At 67.3% G+C, this 14,161-nt stretch carries 15 protein-coding genes; 9 read left to right on the top strand and 6 right to left on the bottom strand.

The genetic code is table 11. The features are described from left to right. The first annotated feature begins 51 nt into the window (after positions 1-51). Positions 52-1,008, top strand: a complete 957-nt coding sequence (gene andR, locus BME24068_RS18065) for an anthranilate 1,2-dioxygenase regulatory protein AndR (protein WP_174926891.1) — start codon at positions 52-54, stop codon at positions 1,006-1,008. A 151-nt stretch (positions 1,009-1,159) separates the two neighbouring features. Here the strand turns inward: andR and BME24068_RS18060 are convergent, their stop codons facing one another. After that, complete coding sequence (locus BME24068_RS18060; protein ID WP_174926890.1) at positions 1,160-2,050, bottom strand: LysR family transcriptional regulator; 891 nt, start codon at positions 2,048-2,050, stop codon at positions 1,160-1,162. A gap of 91 nt (positions 2,051-2,141) precedes the next feature. Between BME24068_RS18060 and BME24068_RS18055 the strand changes: the two genes are divergently transcribed. Genes BME24068_RS18055 through catC form a run of 3 tightly spaced genes read left to right on the top strand, consistent with a single transcriptional unit; the run spans position 2,142 to position 4,548 of the window. Further along, complete coding sequence (locus tag BME24068_RS18055) at positions 2,142-3,275, top strand: muconate/chloromuconate family cycloisomerase (protein WP_174926889.1); 1,134 nt, start codon at positions 2,142-2,144, stop codon at positions 3,273-3,275. A 36-nt stretch (positions 3,276-3,311) separates the two neighbouring features. Further along, positions 3,312-4,214: a catechol 1,2-dioxygenase gene (gene catA, locus BME24068_RS18050; protein WP_174926888.1), complete on the top strand. Its 903-nt coding sequence runs from the start codon at positions 3,312-3,314 to the stop codon at positions 4,212-4,214. Positions 4,215-4,257: 43 nt separating this feature from the next. Further along, positions 4,258-4,548: a muconolactone Delta-isomerase gene (gene catC, locus BME24068_RS18045; RefSeq protein ID WP_027790983.1), complete on the top strand. Its 291-nt coding sequence runs from the start codon at positions 4,258-4,260 to the stop codon at positions 4,546-4,548. A gap of 121 nt (positions 4,549-4,669) precedes the next feature. On the opposite strand, the gene BME24068_RS18040 is transcribed toward catC, so the two are convergent. Further along, the gene (locus tag BME24068_RS18040) at positions 4,670-5,455 is read right to left on the bottom strand and encodes an NAD(P)H-dependent oxidoreductase (RefSeq protein ID WP_174926887.1); all 786 of its coding nucleotides are present in this window, start codon (positions 5,453-5,455) and stop codon (positions 4,670-4,672) included. An 86-nt stretch (positions 5,456-5,541) separates the two neighbouring features. Here BME24068_RS18040 and BME24068_RS18035 point away from each other — a divergent pair, with 86 nt between their 5' ends. Together BME24068_RS18035 and BME24068_RS18030 are read left to right on the top strand one after the other, a co-directional pair. Continuing rightward, positions 5,542-6,435, top strand: a complete 894-nt coding sequence (locus tag BME24068_RS18035; RefSeq protein WP_174926886.1) for a LysR family transcriptional regulator — start codon at positions 5,542-5,544, stop codon at positions 6,433-6,435. Positions 6,436-6,610: 175 nt separating this feature from the next. Next, positions 6,611-7,015: a DUF2471 family protein gene (locus BME24068_RS18030; protein ID WP_174926885.1), complete on the top strand. Its 405-nt coding sequence runs from the start codon at positions 6,611-6,613 to the stop codon at positions 7,013-7,015. A 177-nt stretch (positions 7,016-7,192) separates the two neighbouring features. Here the strand turns inward: BME24068_RS18030 and BME24068_RS18025 are convergent, their stop codons facing one another. Further along, positions 7,193-9,226 carry an NADPH-dependent 2,4-dienoyl-CoA reductase gene (locus BME24068_RS18025; RefSeq protein WP_174926884.1) on the bottom strand — a complete coding sequence of 678 codons (2,034 nt, stop codon included), beginning with the start codon at positions 9,224-9,226 and terminating at the stop codon, positions 7,193-7,195. Positions 9,227-9,302: 76 nt separating this feature from the next. Here BME24068_RS18025 and BME24068_RS18020 point away from each other — a divergent pair, with 76 nt between their 5' ends. Together BME24068_RS18020 and BME24068_RS18015 are read left to right on the top strand one after the other, a co-directional pair. Beyond that, positions 9,303-10,397 (top strand): AraC family transcriptional regulator, encoded by a 1,095-nt coding sequence (locus BME24068_RS18020; RefSeq protein WP_174926883.1) that lies wholly within the window; start codon positions 9,303-9,305, stop codon positions 10,395-10,397. Positions 10,398-10,417: 20 nt separating this feature from the next. Then, positions 10,418-10,669 (top strand): hypothetical protein, encoded by a 252-nt coding sequence (locus tag BME24068_RS18015; RefSeq protein WP_174926882.1) that lies wholly within the window; start codon positions 10,418-10,420, stop codon positions 10,667-10,669. 18 nt (positions 10,670-10,687) lie between these two features. Here BME24068_RS18015 and BME24068_RS18010 read toward each other — a convergent pair whose 3' ends face one another. From BME24068_RS18010 to BME24068_RS18000, 3 genes are all read right to left on the bottom strand, one after another. After that, a complete protein-coding gene (locus tag BME24068_RS18010; protein ID WP_174926881.1) occupies positions 10,688-11,137 on the bottom strand; it encodes an aconitase X swivel domain-containing protein in 450 nt (149 codons plus the stop codon). After that, a complete protein-coding gene (locus BME24068_RS18005) occupies positions 11,130-12,377 on the bottom strand; it encodes an aconitase X (protein ID WP_174926880.1) in 1,248 nt (415 codons plus the stop codon). The genes BME24068_RS18010 and BME24068_RS18005 overlap by 8 nt, the downstream gene beginning before the upstream one ends. A 300-nt stretch (positions 12,378-12,677) precedes the next feature. Further along, positions 12,678-13,112, bottom strand: a complete 435-nt coding sequence (locus BME24068_RS18000; protein ID WP_174926879.1) for a MarR family winged helix-turn-helix transcriptional regulator — start codon at positions 13,110-13,112, stop codon at positions 12,678-12,680. A 103-nt stretch (positions 13,113-13,215) separates the two neighbouring features. Here BME24068_RS18000 and BME24068_RS17995 point away from each other — a divergent pair, with 103 nt between their 5' ends. Next, positions 13,216-14,136 carry a LysR family transcriptional regulator gene (locus BME24068_RS17995; RefSeq protein ID WP_174926878.1) on the top strand — a complete coding sequence of 307 codons (921 nt, stop codon included), beginning with the start codon at positions 13,216-13,218 and terminating at the stop codon, positions 14,134-14,136. Positions 14,137-14,161 lie beyond the last annotated feature (25 nt).

The raw sequence follows: 14,161 nt of genomic DNA, 5'->3' as shown, positions 1-14,161 counted from the left end.
CGCGGCCCATTCGCCGGATCGACGCCCGTGTCCATACCAAGGCCGATGCCCATGTCCCCAACGTCGTTCGAGCCGCATGCGCTGCGCGCGCACCGGCTGTTCGAATCCCGCGATCTCGACGAGACGCGCGAGCGGATCTCGCGCGTGATGCAGCCGCACGCGCTGCTGCCGAGCGGCCGCGTGCAAGGCGCATCGCACATGGATTTCGTCCGGCTCGGCGGCCTCGGGATCGGTACCATCGCATTCGGCGACGCCATGCGTGTGCAGGTCGACGCCGTCGACGGCTATTACCTGCTGATGTTCTGCCTGTCCGGGCAGGCGGAAGTGCACGCGATGGGGCGCCGGCTCGGCGTCGACGGGCAGACCGGCGTACTGTGCGCACCCGGCGAGCGCTTCGACGCGGTGCTGTCGGCCGACTGCGAGCAGTTCGTGCTGCGCATCGACGCGGCAACCGTCGGCGCGCTGACCGGCAACCCGCGCGCGACGCTCGACCCCGTGCTGCACATCAGCGACGCCGCGCTCGCCGCGTGGCGCCAGCAACTGATGCTCGTCGCCCGCTCGCCGGAGCTGCTCGAACGCGCGAACGCGAACCCGCGCGTCGCGTCGCAGCTCGAGCACCTGCTGATCGACCTGCTGATCGAAGGCCACCCGCCGTCGGCGCTGCGCGGGCGACGCGATCCGGCGCCGGGCTTCGTGCGGCGCGCGCAGGAGTTCGTGAACGCGCACTACGCGCAGCCGCTGCAGCTCGCCGATATCGTCCAGGCCGCCAACGTGCCGGAACGGACGCTGCGGGATGCATTCCTGCAGTTCCGCGGGATGAGCCCGATGCAATATCTGCGGGCAACGCGGCTCGATCACGCGCGCGAGTTGCTGCGCGGGGCGGGGTCCGATCGACGCATCGCCGATATCGCGCTCGATTGCGGGTTTACGCACCTCGGGCGCTTCGCGCTCGCGTATCGGGAGAAATTCGGCGAGTCGCCGTCGGAGACGCTCGACGGGAAGCGCTAGGCGCGGATCGACTCGCCGCCCTGCGCGCGGCTTGCCGGCTGGTCACCCGAGCCGCCAATGCTGATGGTTTTGCGACGCGCTATCCGGATTCGGCCGTGGACGCCGAACTTGACCGTTAGTTGCAATTAATCGACGAAAGTCGATACGCGCTTCACGCCGCCGGCGCGATCATCTCCCGCGCAATCGTGCAGAACGCGGCGGTTGCCGCGCTTTCGCCATGCAGCCGGCGGCTCATGATGATCGGCGACGTCGCCATGGGTTCCGGCAGCCGCCGGTAGACAACGCCCTTCACGCGCACCCCCTCCACGCTTTCCGGCACCAGCGATACCCCCATCTGCGCGGCGACGAGCCCGAGCGCCGTCTGCAGTTCGCGCACCTCGTGAACGGCCGCCGGCACGAGGCCGCCGTCGCGCAGCGCGGACAGCTGCTGGTCCGCGTAGCTTGGCCGCGGCGTGCTCGGATAAACGATCAGCGTCTCGTTCGCGATGTCCGCGAGCGTCAGCGGCCGGTCCGGATCCGCGAGCGGATGGCCGAGCGGCAGCACCGCGATCAGCTTTTCCTCGATCAGCGCCTCGCGCACGAGCTGGTCGTCGTCGAAGCGCAGACGGCCGAAACCGACGTCGATCCGCCCGCCCTTCAATGCGCCGAGCTGTTCGAGCGTGAACATTTCGATCAGCGACAGCTCGACGGCCGGCTGCGCCTCGCGAAACGCGCGAATCACGTCCGGCAGCGCGCCATAGAGCGTCGACGGCACGAAGCCGATCACGATCCGCTCCGACAACTGCGCGAGCCGGCGCGTCAGCGGGCCGAGCTCGTCGGCCTGGTCGACGACGCGCATCGCCTGCGTATAGAACACGCGCCCCGCGTCGGTCAGTTTCAGCGGCCGCGCACCGCGCTCGAACAGCGGCAACCCGACTTCGTCCTCGATCGCCTGGAGCTGACGGCTCAGCGGCGGCTGCGTCATGTGCAGCCGCTCCGCCGCCCGCGTGATGTTCATTTCCTCCGCGACGGCGATGAAGTACCGGAGCTGACGCAATTCCATTTCATGCCTCAAAGGTATGGAAGTAGTCGGAAAGAGTGTTGGACGACGCCGGGCGGGAATTCCTACCATGTGCACCAACAGGAGGAATCGCATGATAGCAACTGCCGCCACCATCGAACGCATCGAGACGCTGCTCGTCGACGTGCCGACGATCCGGCCCCACAAGCTGTCGGTCGCCACGATGAATTGCCAGACCCTCGTGCTGGTCCGCGTTCGATGCACGGACGGTATCGAAGGCGTCGGCGAGGCAACCACGATCGGCGGTCTCGCATACGGCGACGAGAGCCCCGAGAGCATCAAGGTCAACATCGATACGTATTTCGCGCCGCTGCTGCAGGGCATGGACGCGACGCGCCCGGGTGCCGCGATGGCGCGTGCGCGCAAGCTGTTCCAGGGCAACCGGTTCGCGAAGTGTGCGATCGAAACCGCGCTGTTCGATGCGCAGGCGCGCCGCCTCGGCGTGCCGCTGTCGGAACTGTTCGGCGGCCGCACGACCGATGCGGTCGACGTGGCGTGGACGCTCGCGAGCGGCGACACGCAGCGCGACATCGCGGAAGCCGAGGCGATGCTCGAAGCGCGTCGGCATCGCGCCTTCAAGCTGAAGATCGGCTCGAACGCGGTCGACGACGACGTCGCGCACGTGATCGCGATCAAGCGCGCGCTCGGCGATCGCGGCGACGTGCGTGTCGACGTGAACCAGGCATGGAACGAAACCGACGCGATCCGGGCCGGCGCACGGCTCGCGGATGCCGGCGTCAGCCTCGTCGAGCAGCCGATCGCCGCGACCAACCGCGCGGGGCTGAAGCGCCTCACGCAGCTCGCGCGGATTCCGATCATGGCCGACGAAGCGCTGCACGGCCCCGTCGACGCGTTCGCGCTTGCGCAGGACCGCGCGGCCGACGTGTTCGCGGTGAAGATCGCGCAATCGGGCGGCCTGCTCGGTGCGGCGAGCGTCGCGTCGATCGCGTCGGCCGCCGGCATCGACCTGTACGGCGGCACGATGCTCGAAGGCGCGGCCGGCACGATGGCGTCCGCGCAACTGTTCAGCACGTTCGGCTCGCTGAAATGGGGCACCGAACTGTTCGGCCCGCTGCTGCTCACCGAGGAAATCCTCGTCGAGCCGCTGCGCTACGAGGATTTCAAGCTGCACCTGCCGGCGACGCCCGGCCTCGGCATCACCTTCGACTGGGCCCGCATCGAACGGATGCGACGCGACGCCCGCTGATCCCACACGACACGACAACCGAAACCGGAGACACAGATGAACAAACAAGCCATCGACGCCCTGCTGAAGACCTTCGACGACGCCGCGGAAAAACCCGGCAACCCGCGCGTGCGCGCGATCGTCAACCGGATCGTGAAGGACATCTGCTACACGATCGAGGATTTCGACGTGCAGCCGAGCGAGTTCTGGACGGCGCTCAACTACCTGAACGAAGCCGGCCGGGAATTCGGGCTGATCGCCGCGGGCCTCGGGCTCGAGCGCTTCCTCGACGTGCGCATGGACGAGGCCGAGGAGAAGGCCGGCATCCAGGGCGGCACGCCGCGCACGATCGAGGGGCCGCTGTATGTCGCCGGCGCACCGGAGTCGGTCGGCCATGCGCGCCTCGACGACGGCACCGATCCGGGCCAGACGCTGATCATGCGCGGCCAGGTGCTCGGCAACGACGGTGCGCCGATCGCGAATGCGCTCGTCGAGGTCTGGCACGCGAACCACCTGGGCAACTACTCGTACTTCGACCAGTCGCAGCCCGCGTTCAACCTGCGCCGCTCGATCCGCACCGATGCGGAAGGCCGCTACAGCTTCCGCAGCGTGCTGCCGGTCGGCTACAGCGTGCCGCCGGGCAGCAAGACCGAGCAGCTGCTCGACCAGCTCGGCCGTCACGGTCATCGTCCGGCGCACATCCACTTCTTCGTTTCCGCGGACGGATATCGTAAGCTGACGACGCAGATCAACATCGAAGGCGATCCGCACATCTGGGACGACTTCGCATTCGCGACCCGCGAAGGGCTGATCCCGCAGATCAAGCAGGCCGAGGGCGCGGAAGGCAAGTCGTATGGCGTCGACGGGCAGTTCGCGCTGATCGACTTCGATTTCTCGCTGCTCAAGGACAAGCAGGACGTGCCGGCGAGCGACGTCGAGCGGGCGCGTGCACAGGCCTGAGCGGCCGTCCCGTTCGACGAATCGACAACGCAAGGAGTGCAGGATGCTGTTTCATGTGGAAATGACCGTCCGTCTGCCGACGGACATGGATCCGGTCAAGGCGGCCACGCTGAAGGCCGAAGAAAAGGCGATGTGCCAGCGGCTGATGAACGAAGGCGTCTGGCGACATCTGTGGCGGATCGCGGGGCAGTATGCGAACGTCAGTATCTTCGATGTCGAGAGCGTGCAGCAGTTGCATGATCTGCTGAGCCAGCTGCCGTTGTTTCCGTATATGGAGATGGAAGTGCGGGCGCTGTGCCGGCATCCGTCCTCGGTGCGGGAGGATGACCGGTAAGTGAAAATGAAGCGCGCCGTTACCGAACGGCCGCGAGAAACGCGACACGGGCGGCAGGTGATGTTCTCGCCTGCCGCCCGTGTCGTTTGCAGCCCCTCGCATCACGATGAAGCGGCGACGATCACTGCCCGTGCGCCAGATGCGCCGCAAACCCCACCTTCTCCGGCGCGATCTCCGTCTTCAGCGTCAGCGCCGGAATCTCGTAGTCGCCTGCATTCTGCCGCCGGAACGGGATCGGTTGCGCAGTCCACAGCGCGTCGAGACGCTTGCCGAGCGCCGCACGCGTTTCGTCGAAACGCACGTCGTCCATCCTTCCCGTCCGGTAGATCACGAACGGCGGCAACACGTCGAATCCCGGGTAATACAAGATGCCGTGCTGGATCGGGAACAACACGTCGTCGATCGGCCCGTTGATGCCGCGCGCGCTGTAGTGCGATTCCCACCCGCCCGTCGTGACGATCACCATCGCGCGCTTGCCCGCGAACGAACCTTCGCCGTAACGATCGCCCCAGTGCCGGTCGGAATGCACGCCGACGCCGTACGCAAAACCGTACGCATACACACGCTCGACCCAGCCCTTCATGATCGCCGGCATCGAGAACCACCACAGCGGAAACTGCAGGATCACCGCGTCGGCCCACTTCAGCTTGTCCTGCTCGCGCGCGATGTCGTCGCGCTGCGTGCCCGTCTCGAACGCATGCTTCGAATCGAGCGCCGGATCGAAGCGCGCATCGGGCGCGCGGTCGGTCACGTCGTTCGCATCGAATGCGGCCTTCCAGTTCATCGCGTATAGATCGGTGACCTGCACGGCATGGCCCGCCGCTTCCAGATGTTCGACCGCAAAGTCCCGCAGCGCACCGTTCAGCGAGCGCGGTTCGGGATGGGCATAGACGATCAGCACGTTCATGTTCACAGCTCCGTTGATTGAATGACTGCAGGATGCCGTTGCCGAAGGTATATTGGAAATGAATTCCGGATATTCCAGGTATAGCGATGAACAATCTCAGACGGCTGGACCTGAACCTGCTGGTCACGCTGGACGTGCTGCTCGCGGAGCACAACGTCACGCGGGCGGCCGAAAAACTGAACATGTCGCAGCCGTCGGTGAGCGTGCAGTTGCAGAAGCTGCGCGACCTGTTCGGCGACCCGTTGCTGCTGCCGGGGCCGCGTGGCATGCGGCCGACCGCGCGCGCGGAAACGCTGCGCGAGCCGCTACGGGATGCGCTCGACGCGATCGAACGCGCGGTGCTGACGGCTACGCCGTTCGATCCGGCGACCGCGACGAACACGTGGCGCGTAGCCGCGACCGACTATGGCGAATCGACGATCGTCCTGCCCGCGCTGAATACGTTGCGTTCGGCTGCACCGGAGACGCGGCTCGCCGTGGTCGAACTCGTGCCGCCGCGCATCGAGCAGGACGCGGAACGAAACGGGATCGACCTCGCGTTCCATACGACCGAAGGATCGCCGGAAGGAATGCGGCGCCTGCCGCTGTTCACGGAGCGATACGTGCTCGTCGGCCGCGCAGGTCATCCGAAGCTGAAGCGGCGCCCCACACTCGCGCAGTTCGGCGGGCTGGAACACGTGATCGTGTCGCCCGACGGCGGCGGCTTCTTCGGCGTGACGGACGAAGCGCTCGCGAAAGCGGGCGCCGCACGACGTGTCGTGCTGTCGGTTCCGCATTTCCTGTTCGTGCTATCGGCCGTCGCCACCACCGACCTCGTCGCGATGCTGCCCGAGCGGCTGGTGCGCAACACGCCCGCGTTGCGCGTGGTCGATACGCCGGTCGAAGTCCCCGGCTACGAAATGTCGATGCTGTGGCACGAGCGCGTGCATCGCGATCCGGCCCATCGATGGCTGCGGGAGACGATCGCCGCGTCGGTATGAATCACCCGCCGGACGGACGCGACTGCGCGTCGCCAACCGTCCGAAACCGGTCGCCGCACAAACACGTTCACTCGGGACTTGAAACCGCCGCGAACACTGTATATATTTACAGTGCTTTTGCACCATTTGACCCGAATTCCGTCATCCATGACGGACGGACCTTTGTGAGGCGACCATGTTCCAGTCATCCGCATTCGATCCCGAGCAACCCGGCTTCAACCCGGCCCACTTCGAACGCGCCGCGCAGCGGGCGGTCGTCGATCTGCAGCGTGTCGTCGGCGGCCCCGCGCAGCGCGCGCTCGGCCTGCGACGCCGCACCCATCCGGCCGCCGTCCGTACGATGAGCTGGCAGGCGCTGCTGAACGTCGAGGAACTCGCGTTCTCGAACGCCGGTTTCCTGAACCGCAACGATCCGACGGTCGTCGATGCATTCATCCGGCTGCGCGACAGCCGGCTGGTGGCCGCGGACGTCGAGGAATCGGTCGACTGGCGTCGCGACGACGACGATCTGCCGGCCGTCTACCTGATCGTCAAGGCGATGCTCGAAGCGGAAGAGAAAGAACGGGCCGAAGCGGCCTGACGCGCACCGGCCGGCTGCGGGATCGCGTCGCCACGTTGCGCGGCGACGCGGGAGCCCCCTTCCGTTCTGCCGGCCGCACCGCAATGCCGAGACATCGGCATGACAGTCGCGAAGCGTGGCGCACGCAAGCTATCGCCGCGCAACGTGGCTTCGTGCCGATGCCCGAAGCCACGCCCGTTACAAGCGCGCCGCGAGCCGCGAGCCTTGGTCGATCGCGCGTTTCGCATCGAGTTCGGCAGCCAGTTCCGCGCCGCCGATCAGGTGCACCGGGCGTCCGGCCGCCTGTAGCAGCGCGAGCAGCGCGCGCTGCGGCTCCTGCCCCGTGCAGAGCACGATCGTATCGGCTTCGATGCACGCGTGATCGGTGCGCTGCTCGCCGTACGACACGTGCAACCCCTGCGCATCGATCCGTTCGTAGTTCACGCCGCCGATCATCTTCACCTGCTTCATCTTCAGCGTCGCGCGGTGAATCCAGCCGGTCGTCTTGCCGAGCCCCTTGCCGAGCGGCGCGGCTTTGCGCTGCAGCAGCGTCACTTCGCGAGCGGGCGCCGCGACCTGCGCGCGCGTCACGCCGCCACGCGTCGCGGCCGGATCGGTCACGCCCCACTCGGCCTTCCATTCGTCCAGATCGAGCGTGGGCGACTCGCCGTCCTGCACCAGATATTCGGCGACATCGAAGCCGATCCCGCCCGCGCCCACCACCGCGACGCGCCGGCCGACCGGCTGCCGGCCGGCCAGCACGTCGATATAGCTGAGCACATTCGGCCCGTCCTGCCCCGGAATCTTCGGATCGCGCGGCGCGACGCCGGTCGCGAGCACGATCTCGTCGTAGCCGCCCGCGATCAGGTCGCTCGCGTCGACACGCCGGTTCAGATGCAGGTTCACGCCGGTCAGCTCGACTTGCCGGCCGAAGTAGCGCAGCGCTTCATCGAATTCTTCCTTACCCGGAATCCGCTTCGCCATGTTGAACTGGCCGCCGATCTCCGGCGCGGCATCGAACAGGTCGACCTGATGCCCGCGCTGCGCGAGCACGGTCGAGCACGCGAGCCCCGCCGGCCCCGCGCCGACCACCGCGATACGCTTCGGCCGCTGCGCACGCGTGTAGATCAGTTCCGTCTCGTGACAGGCACGCGGATTCAGCAGGCACGATGCAATCTTGTTCTTGAACGCGTGGTCGAGACACGCCTGGTTGCAGCCGATGCAGGTGTTGATCTCGTCCGCGCGGCCCTGCGCGGCCTTGACGACGAACTCGGCGTCCGCGAGCAGCGGCCGCGCCATCGACACCATGTCCGCGCAACCGTCGGCGAGTATCTGCTCGGCCACTTCGGGCCGGTTGATCCGGTTGGTCGTCACGAGCGGAATGCCGACCTCGCCCTTCATCTTCTTCGTCACCCACGCGAACGCACCGCGCGGCACCGACGTCGCGATCGTCGGCACGCGCGCCTCGTGCCAGCCGATCCCCGTGTTGATGATCGTCGCGCCCGCGCGCTCGACCGCCTTCGCGAGCTGCACGGTTTCGCCCCAGTCGCTGCCGTCCGGGATCAGGTCGAGCATCGACAGCCGGTAGATCAGGATGAAGTCGCGCCCGACCGCTTCGCGCGTGCGCTCGACGATCTCGATCGGCAGGCGGATGCGATTCTCGTACGAACCGCCCCACTGATCGGTGCGCTTGTTGGTGTGCATCGAGATGAACTGGTTGATCAGGTAGCCCTCGGAGCCCATGATCTCGACGCCGTCGTAGCCGGCTTCGCGCGCGAGCTGCGCGCAACGGACGAACGCGCGGATCTGACGCTCGACGCCGCGCGCACCGAGTTCGTGCGGGGTGAACGGCGAGATCGGCGATTTGATCTTCGACGGCGCGACCGCGAACGGGTGATAGCCGTAGCGGCCGGTATGCAGGATCTGCAACGCGATCTTGCCGTCGTCCGCATGCACGGCATCGGTGATCACGCGGTGACGCCGCGCACCGGCCGACGTCATCAGCGTGCCGCCGAACGGCTTGGTCCAGCCGGCCACGTTCGGCGCGAAGCCGCCGGTCACGATCAGCCCGACGCCGCCGCGCGCGCGCTCGGCGAAATAGTCGGCGAGCCGCGGCAGCGTCTTGCGGCTGTCCTCGAGGCCGGTGTGCATCGAGCCCATCAGCACGCGGTTCTTCAGCGTGGTGAAGCCGAGGTCGAGCGGCGCGAGCAGGTGGGGGAACGAAATCGTCATGATGATTCTGCCGGTAAGCGATGCGTATCATCGTAGGCCGCGCGCCGCCTTGAACGTGAGGGGGCAAACAGCCATAATGCTTGTCATTTCCGGCCAAAACGACATGACCTCCCCGCCACGCAAGGACCACCTCGGGCTGCGCCGGCCGACGATTCCGGTCGCCTATACGCGCCTGCTCCTGCAGGCGCTGGCCGCGCGCGGCGTCGATCTGGCCGCGGTACGCGCCGGCACCGGGCTGCGCGACGCGGTGCTGGCCGAACCGGATGCGCGCGTCGCGCCGTCGCAATGGGGGCGGCTCGTGCTCAACGCGATCGAGATCGGCGGCGACGCCGGCATCGGGCTCGCGTTCGGGCTGCTGCTGAAGCCGACGGTGCACGGCTTTCTCGGCTATGCGACGCTGACCGCGCGGGACATCCGCGAAGCGCTGGTCGTCACGCAACGCTACTTCCGGATGCGCAACCGCCAATATCGTCTGACCTATGCGGAGGACGCGCGCGGCGCGACCCTCGAACTGCACGGCGTGCAGGCGAGCCCCGTGCTGCAGCACCACGTGATGTTCGAGTTCGTGCTGACGGGGCTCGCGCAGAACATCTCGCAATGGTCCGGGCGCGCGGCGCCGCCGATCGCGCTGCGTTTCACGTGGCCGCAACCCGACTATTTCGCGCGCTATCGCGGCCAGTTGCCGCCGGTCGAATTCGGCTGCGCGGCCAACGCGCTGTGGATCGCGCACGACGTGCTCGACTGGCCGCTGCCGCTCGCGGACGAAGTCGCGCACCGGCAGGCGCTCGTGCAGGTCGAGCGCGAGTATGCGCAGGTTCGCCAGGAGGAAGGCGACCTGGTCGAGCGCGTGCGCGCGGAACTGGCGAAAAGCGCGGGCGACTATTCGAGCCCGGAAGCGCTCGCCGACGCGCTGCTCGTGTCGACCCGCACGCTGCGGCGCCGGCTCGAGGAAGCCGGGGCGAGCTACCGGCAACTGCTCGACGAAGCACGGTTTCGCGACGCGAAGCAATTGCTTTCGGCGTCGGATCTCGACCTGAAGACGATCGCCGAGCGGCTGCAATTCACCGACCCGGCGAATTTCACGCGCGCGTTCCGGAGGTGGGCCGGGCAAACGCCGAGCGCATATCGGGAGGCGACGACGGGAACCGCGCACGAATCGGTCGGATCGTGACGATCTGCGTTCCGATCGCCGTGGCGTTCGTCATCGGCATCATGTCCGCGCTGGCCCGCAGCATGAACGGGATGCTCGACATGTTCGCGTGGTTCGGCGGAACCGCGATCGGCTTCTTGGTGCTGGGCACGATCCTGCGTTCGGTGTTCGGCGTGATCGTCTGGCCCGAAATCCGGCGGATCAATCAGCCGGGCGCTAAGCCCGAGATGACTGCGGCAAGCAACGCGCTGCCGCTCGCGCCGGAAGAGACGCCGCACATTCGCTTCATCTGAACCGGCACGCGCAACGCATCAGTCGCCGATGTCGATCCGCGCGCCGCCGTCCCCGTCGTCTGCGTCGATCCGCACGTCGCCGGTCGCGGTAACGATCGCGTCATACACGTCGTCCGTCACGCACACCACCGGCACCGCGATCGCATACAGCTCGGCCGCGACGATCGCACCGATCGAGATGATCAGGTCGCGCTCCTTCAGCACGATCCCGACCGGCCCCGTGCCGTTGCGCACCGCTTCCGCCAGCACGCTGCTGCTCGAACTCGAGCCCTTCGCGTGCGGCATCACCATGATGCGGCCGGCGAGGCTCGCGCCCGTCTGCGGATGCCCGCGATCGACGATCCGCCCCGCGCCCGAATCGTAGCCGCCCCAGAAGCTGAGCGGCTTGTCGAGCACGAGCGTGCGCGCGCATGCGCTGCCCGGCACGAGCGTGTCGCCCGCGAATCCCCCCGCCCTTGTTTCAGTCATCGAATCGCACCTTTCCTTCGAACGCGGAGCGCACGCACTCGCGCATGCTGCCGTACGCCACCGTGACGCCGATGTTCGCGGGCGCATACGACGCCCACTTCCCCGAGTTGGTCATGACCAGGCCCGACAGCTGCTTCATCACCGGCGTGATGTACGTGCAGGTATCGACGACGATCTGAACGCCGCGGGCCTCGAACTTGTCCGCGAGCCCGAGCTCGCCCAGCTCCCACAGGATGAAGCGGCTCGTGTTCACGTAGAAATCGCACGTCGGCTTGCCGTCGAATCGATCGAGCAGCGCGTCGAGCGTGCGGAATTCGGCCAGCGAGAAATGCGGCGTGCCGAGCGCGACCGCGACGAGCGCATCGCCGTCGGCACCGTGGTTCAGCGTGCGGCGGATCTCGTCGAGATCGGCCAGCGCGACATCGACGCTCCGCTGCGCGGCGCGCCCGTGCAACGCGGCATCGAGCGTCGGCGCCTCCGGCGTCACGCCCACCGCGTGGAACAGCGCGACCGCGCCGCTCGATGCGGCGGCGGCGCCGAGCGCCTTGAGTTCGTCCTCGGTGGTGTCCGCGGGCAGCCCGACGATCGCGGGCACGATCGCGCCGGCGATCCTGCCGATCAACAACCCGAGCGCCGCGAAATAGATGTCGCGCGACGGGCGGCTGCCGAAGTCCGGTGCATTGAACACGATTTGGGCGGCGCGATTCGCTTCGACGTGCAGGCCCGCGTACGGCGCGCGCCCGGTGATCGCGGCGGCCAGATCGAGAAAGTCGCCGTAGCGGCTGGTGCGCGCGCCAAGCACCGAATTGGCGAACACGATCGCATTGGATTCGGCCCACGCGATCTGCTCGCCCAGGCGCGGACGGTTCTTCAGCTGATACGGCGCGCACGTGAAGCTCGATTCGCAGCCGAGCTGCAGGTGCGCGTCCATCAGGCGCTGCGCGTCGCGCTGGATCGTGCGGTCGCCGTGATACAGCTCGGGATGGATCAGGTCGAGCGACCCGACGTTCAGGGTGGTCGGCACCGCGACTTTCGCGCCCGTGTCGACGAAATACTCGACGAAGTCGAGGCTGGTCCGGCCGTGATAGAGACAGCCGTCGATATGCGCGGACGTGATGTCGATCAGATGCGGCGCCGACATCACGCCGGCCGTGCGGGCGACGATCCGCATCGCGCGTGCGACGCCGTCGCCGAATGCGCCGCGCAACATCGCCTCGTCGCGCTCGCTCAACTGCAGCATGGGGTGCTCCTCGTGTCTCGTCCGGTGGATCCGGATCGCTTTTGCAATACTACCGTGCGCGTGAGGGCCTGTTCACGCTAATAACGGGCTTGCGAACGTGCCTTTCCGTCCGCCCCCCAAGGGGACGGGCGGAAAGGCACGTTCCCCTGTTTGGGAAAATTCATTCGTGGGGCTGGCCCCCAGAAGGGCCGATCGCGGCGTCATGCTCCTCACGAATACGTTGAGTATTCGCTTCGTCGCATTCCTTGCGCTCGGCCCTTCTGGGGGCCAGCGCAAGCCCGTTATTAGCGTGAACAGGCCCTAGGCGTCGCGCATCGCCGTCAGGCTGAACAGCTCGTCGCGCAATGCCTTGGCGCGGTCGCGGCCGAACTGCGTGTCGAACTCGTCCTGTGCGGCCTGCCATGCGACTTTCGCGTGCGCGTACGTGCGCTCGCCGAGCTTCGTCAGGCTGAGCGCATGCGCGCGCGCATCATGCTCGGACGCGGCCGCGGCGACGAAGCCGTCGCGCTGCAGCGGCTTCAGCGCGCGCAGCAGCGTCGTGCGATCCATCACCAGCGTATCGGCGAGTTCGCTCATCACCAGGCCGGGCCGGTGCGACAGGTTCGCCATGATCGAAAACTGCGCGGGCGTCACGCCGACCGGGGCCAGATGACGCTCGTAAAGTTGCGTGACGAAGCGCGCCGCCTGACGCAGCGCGAGGCAATTGCAGGCCTGGGCCATCTGGATATCGTTCATGATCCGCAATTTATATGTGCATATGCATAAAGTCAATGTACACTCCGCCGTAACGGCCGGCCGCGTGCCTTCGGCGCGCCGTCATCGCCCCGAGGAGACGGACATGGACTACATCGACAAGCTGCGCATTTTCCGGTCGGTGGTCGAGATGCGCAGCTTCACGCGCGCCGCCGACATGCACGGCCTCGCGCGGCCGGTCGTATCGCGGGCGGTCGCGGATCTGGAAGCGCGCTTCGGCAGCCGCCTGCTGCACCGGACCACGCGCCAGGTCTCGCTGACCGAAACGGCCGAGCGGATCTACGAGCGCTGCGCAGCCGTGCTCGACGAACTCGACTCGCTCGAGGCGCAAGCGCAGTCGCACACGCGCGAGCCGGAGGGCCTGCTGCGCCTCGTCTCGCACACGACCGCCGCGCTGAACCGGCTGGTGCCGCTGATCGCCGGCTTCAAGGTCGCGCATCCGAAGGTGCGCCTCGACGTCACGCTGACCGAACGCCCGGTCGATCTCGTCGGCGAAGGCTACGACATCGGCATCGTCGTGCCGTACATGCTGACGAGCGAGACGACCATCGTGCGGCTGATCGAACGCATTCCGGTGGTGCTCGTCGCGACGCCTGCCTACCTGCGCGCGCACTCGCGCCCCGAAACGCCGGCCGAACTCGCCGATCATCCGTTCGTGCCGCTGTCGCCGTCGCTGCGCCGGCCCGCGCTGTCGTTCCGCGTCGACGGCAACACGCTCACCGTGCCGTTCCGCTTCGACATCTCGTCGAACAGCCCCGTCTTCAACCGCGAAATGGTGATGCACGACTTCGGCATCGGCGTCGTGCCGAAAACGCTCGTCGATGCCGAACTCGCGTCGGGCGCGCTCGTACAGTTGCTGGAAGACGCCGATCTCGTCGATGCGTTCGTGGAAATCAAGCTCGCGTACGCGAACCGCGCGCTCCTGCCCGCGAAGGTCAAGGCGTTCATCGACTACACGGCGGCATACAGCGACCGCGAAGGCCGGCGCGTTCCGGCGGCGGCCTGACCCGGCGCCCGAACGCGCCGGCCTG

It is taken from the genome of Burkholderia anthina (genome assembly GCF_902498995.1).
Classification (GTDB): domain Bacteria; phylum Pseudomonadota; class Gammaproteobacteria; order Burkholderiales; family Burkholderiaceae; genus Burkholderia; species Burkholderia anthina.
This window is presented reverse-complemented; position numbering and strand designations above follow the sequence as displayed.

What these genes read in the sequence shown, in the direction of transcription:
- andR (WP_174926891.1), top strand. Translation starts at nt 52, where the DNA reads ATGTCCCCAACGTCGTTCGAGCCGCATGCGCTGCGCGCGCACCGGCTG.
- BME24068_RS18060 (WP_174926890.1), bottom strand. Translation starts at nt 2,050, where the DNA reads ATGGAATTGCGTCAGCTCCGGTACTTCATCGCCGTCGCGGAGGAAATG.
- BME24068_RS18055 (WP_174926889.1), top strand. Translation starts at nt 2,142, where the DNA reads ATGATAGCAACTGCCGCCACCATCGAACGCATCGAGACGCTGCTCGTC.
- catA (WP_174926888.1), top strand. Translation starts at nt 3,312, where the DNA reads ATGAACAAACAAGCCATCGACGCCCTGCTGAAGACCTTCGACGACGCC.
- catC (WP_027790983.1), top strand. Translation starts at nt 4,258, where the DNA reads ATGCTGTTTCATGTGGAAATGACCGTCCGTCTGCCGACGGACATGGAT.
- BME24068_RS18040 (WP_174926887.1), bottom strand. Translation starts at nt 5,455, where the DNA reads ATGAACGTGCTGATCGTCTATGCCCATCCCGAACCGCGCTCGCTGAAC.
- BME24068_RS18035 (WP_174926886.1), top strand. Translation starts at nt 5,542, where the DNA reads ATGAACAATCTCAGACGGCTGGACCTGAACCTGCTGGTCACGCTGGAC.
- BME24068_RS18030 (WP_174926885.1), top strand. Translation starts at nt 6,611, where the DNA reads ATGTTCCAGTCATCCGCATTCGATCCCGAGCAACCCGGCTTCAACCCG.
- BME24068_RS18025 (WP_174926884.1), bottom strand. Translation starts at nt 9,226, where the DNA reads ATGACGATTTCGTTCCCCCACCTGCTCGCGCCGCTCGACCTCGGCTTC.
- BME24068_RS18020 (WP_174926883.1), top strand. Translation starts at nt 9,303, where the DNA reads ATGCTTGTCATTTCCGGCCAAAACGACATGACCTCCCCGCCACGCAAG.
- BME24068_RS18010 (WP_174926881.1), bottom strand. Translation starts at nt 11,137, where the DNA reads ATGACTGAAACAAGGGCGGGGGGATTCGCGGGCGACACGCTCGTGCCG.
- BME24068_RS18005 (WP_174926880.1), bottom strand. Translation starts at nt 12,377, where the DNA reads ATGCTGCAGTTGAGCGAGCGCGACGAGGCGATGTTGCGCGGCGCATTC.
- BME24068_RS18000 (WP_174926879.1), bottom strand. Translation starts at nt 13,112, where the DNA reads ATGAACGATATCCAGATGGCCCAGGCCTGCAATTGCCTCGCGCTGCGT.
- BME24068_RS17995 (WP_174926878.1), top strand. Translation starts at nt 13,216, where the DNA reads ATGGACTACATCGACAAGCTGCGCATTTTCCGGTCGGTGGTCGAGATG.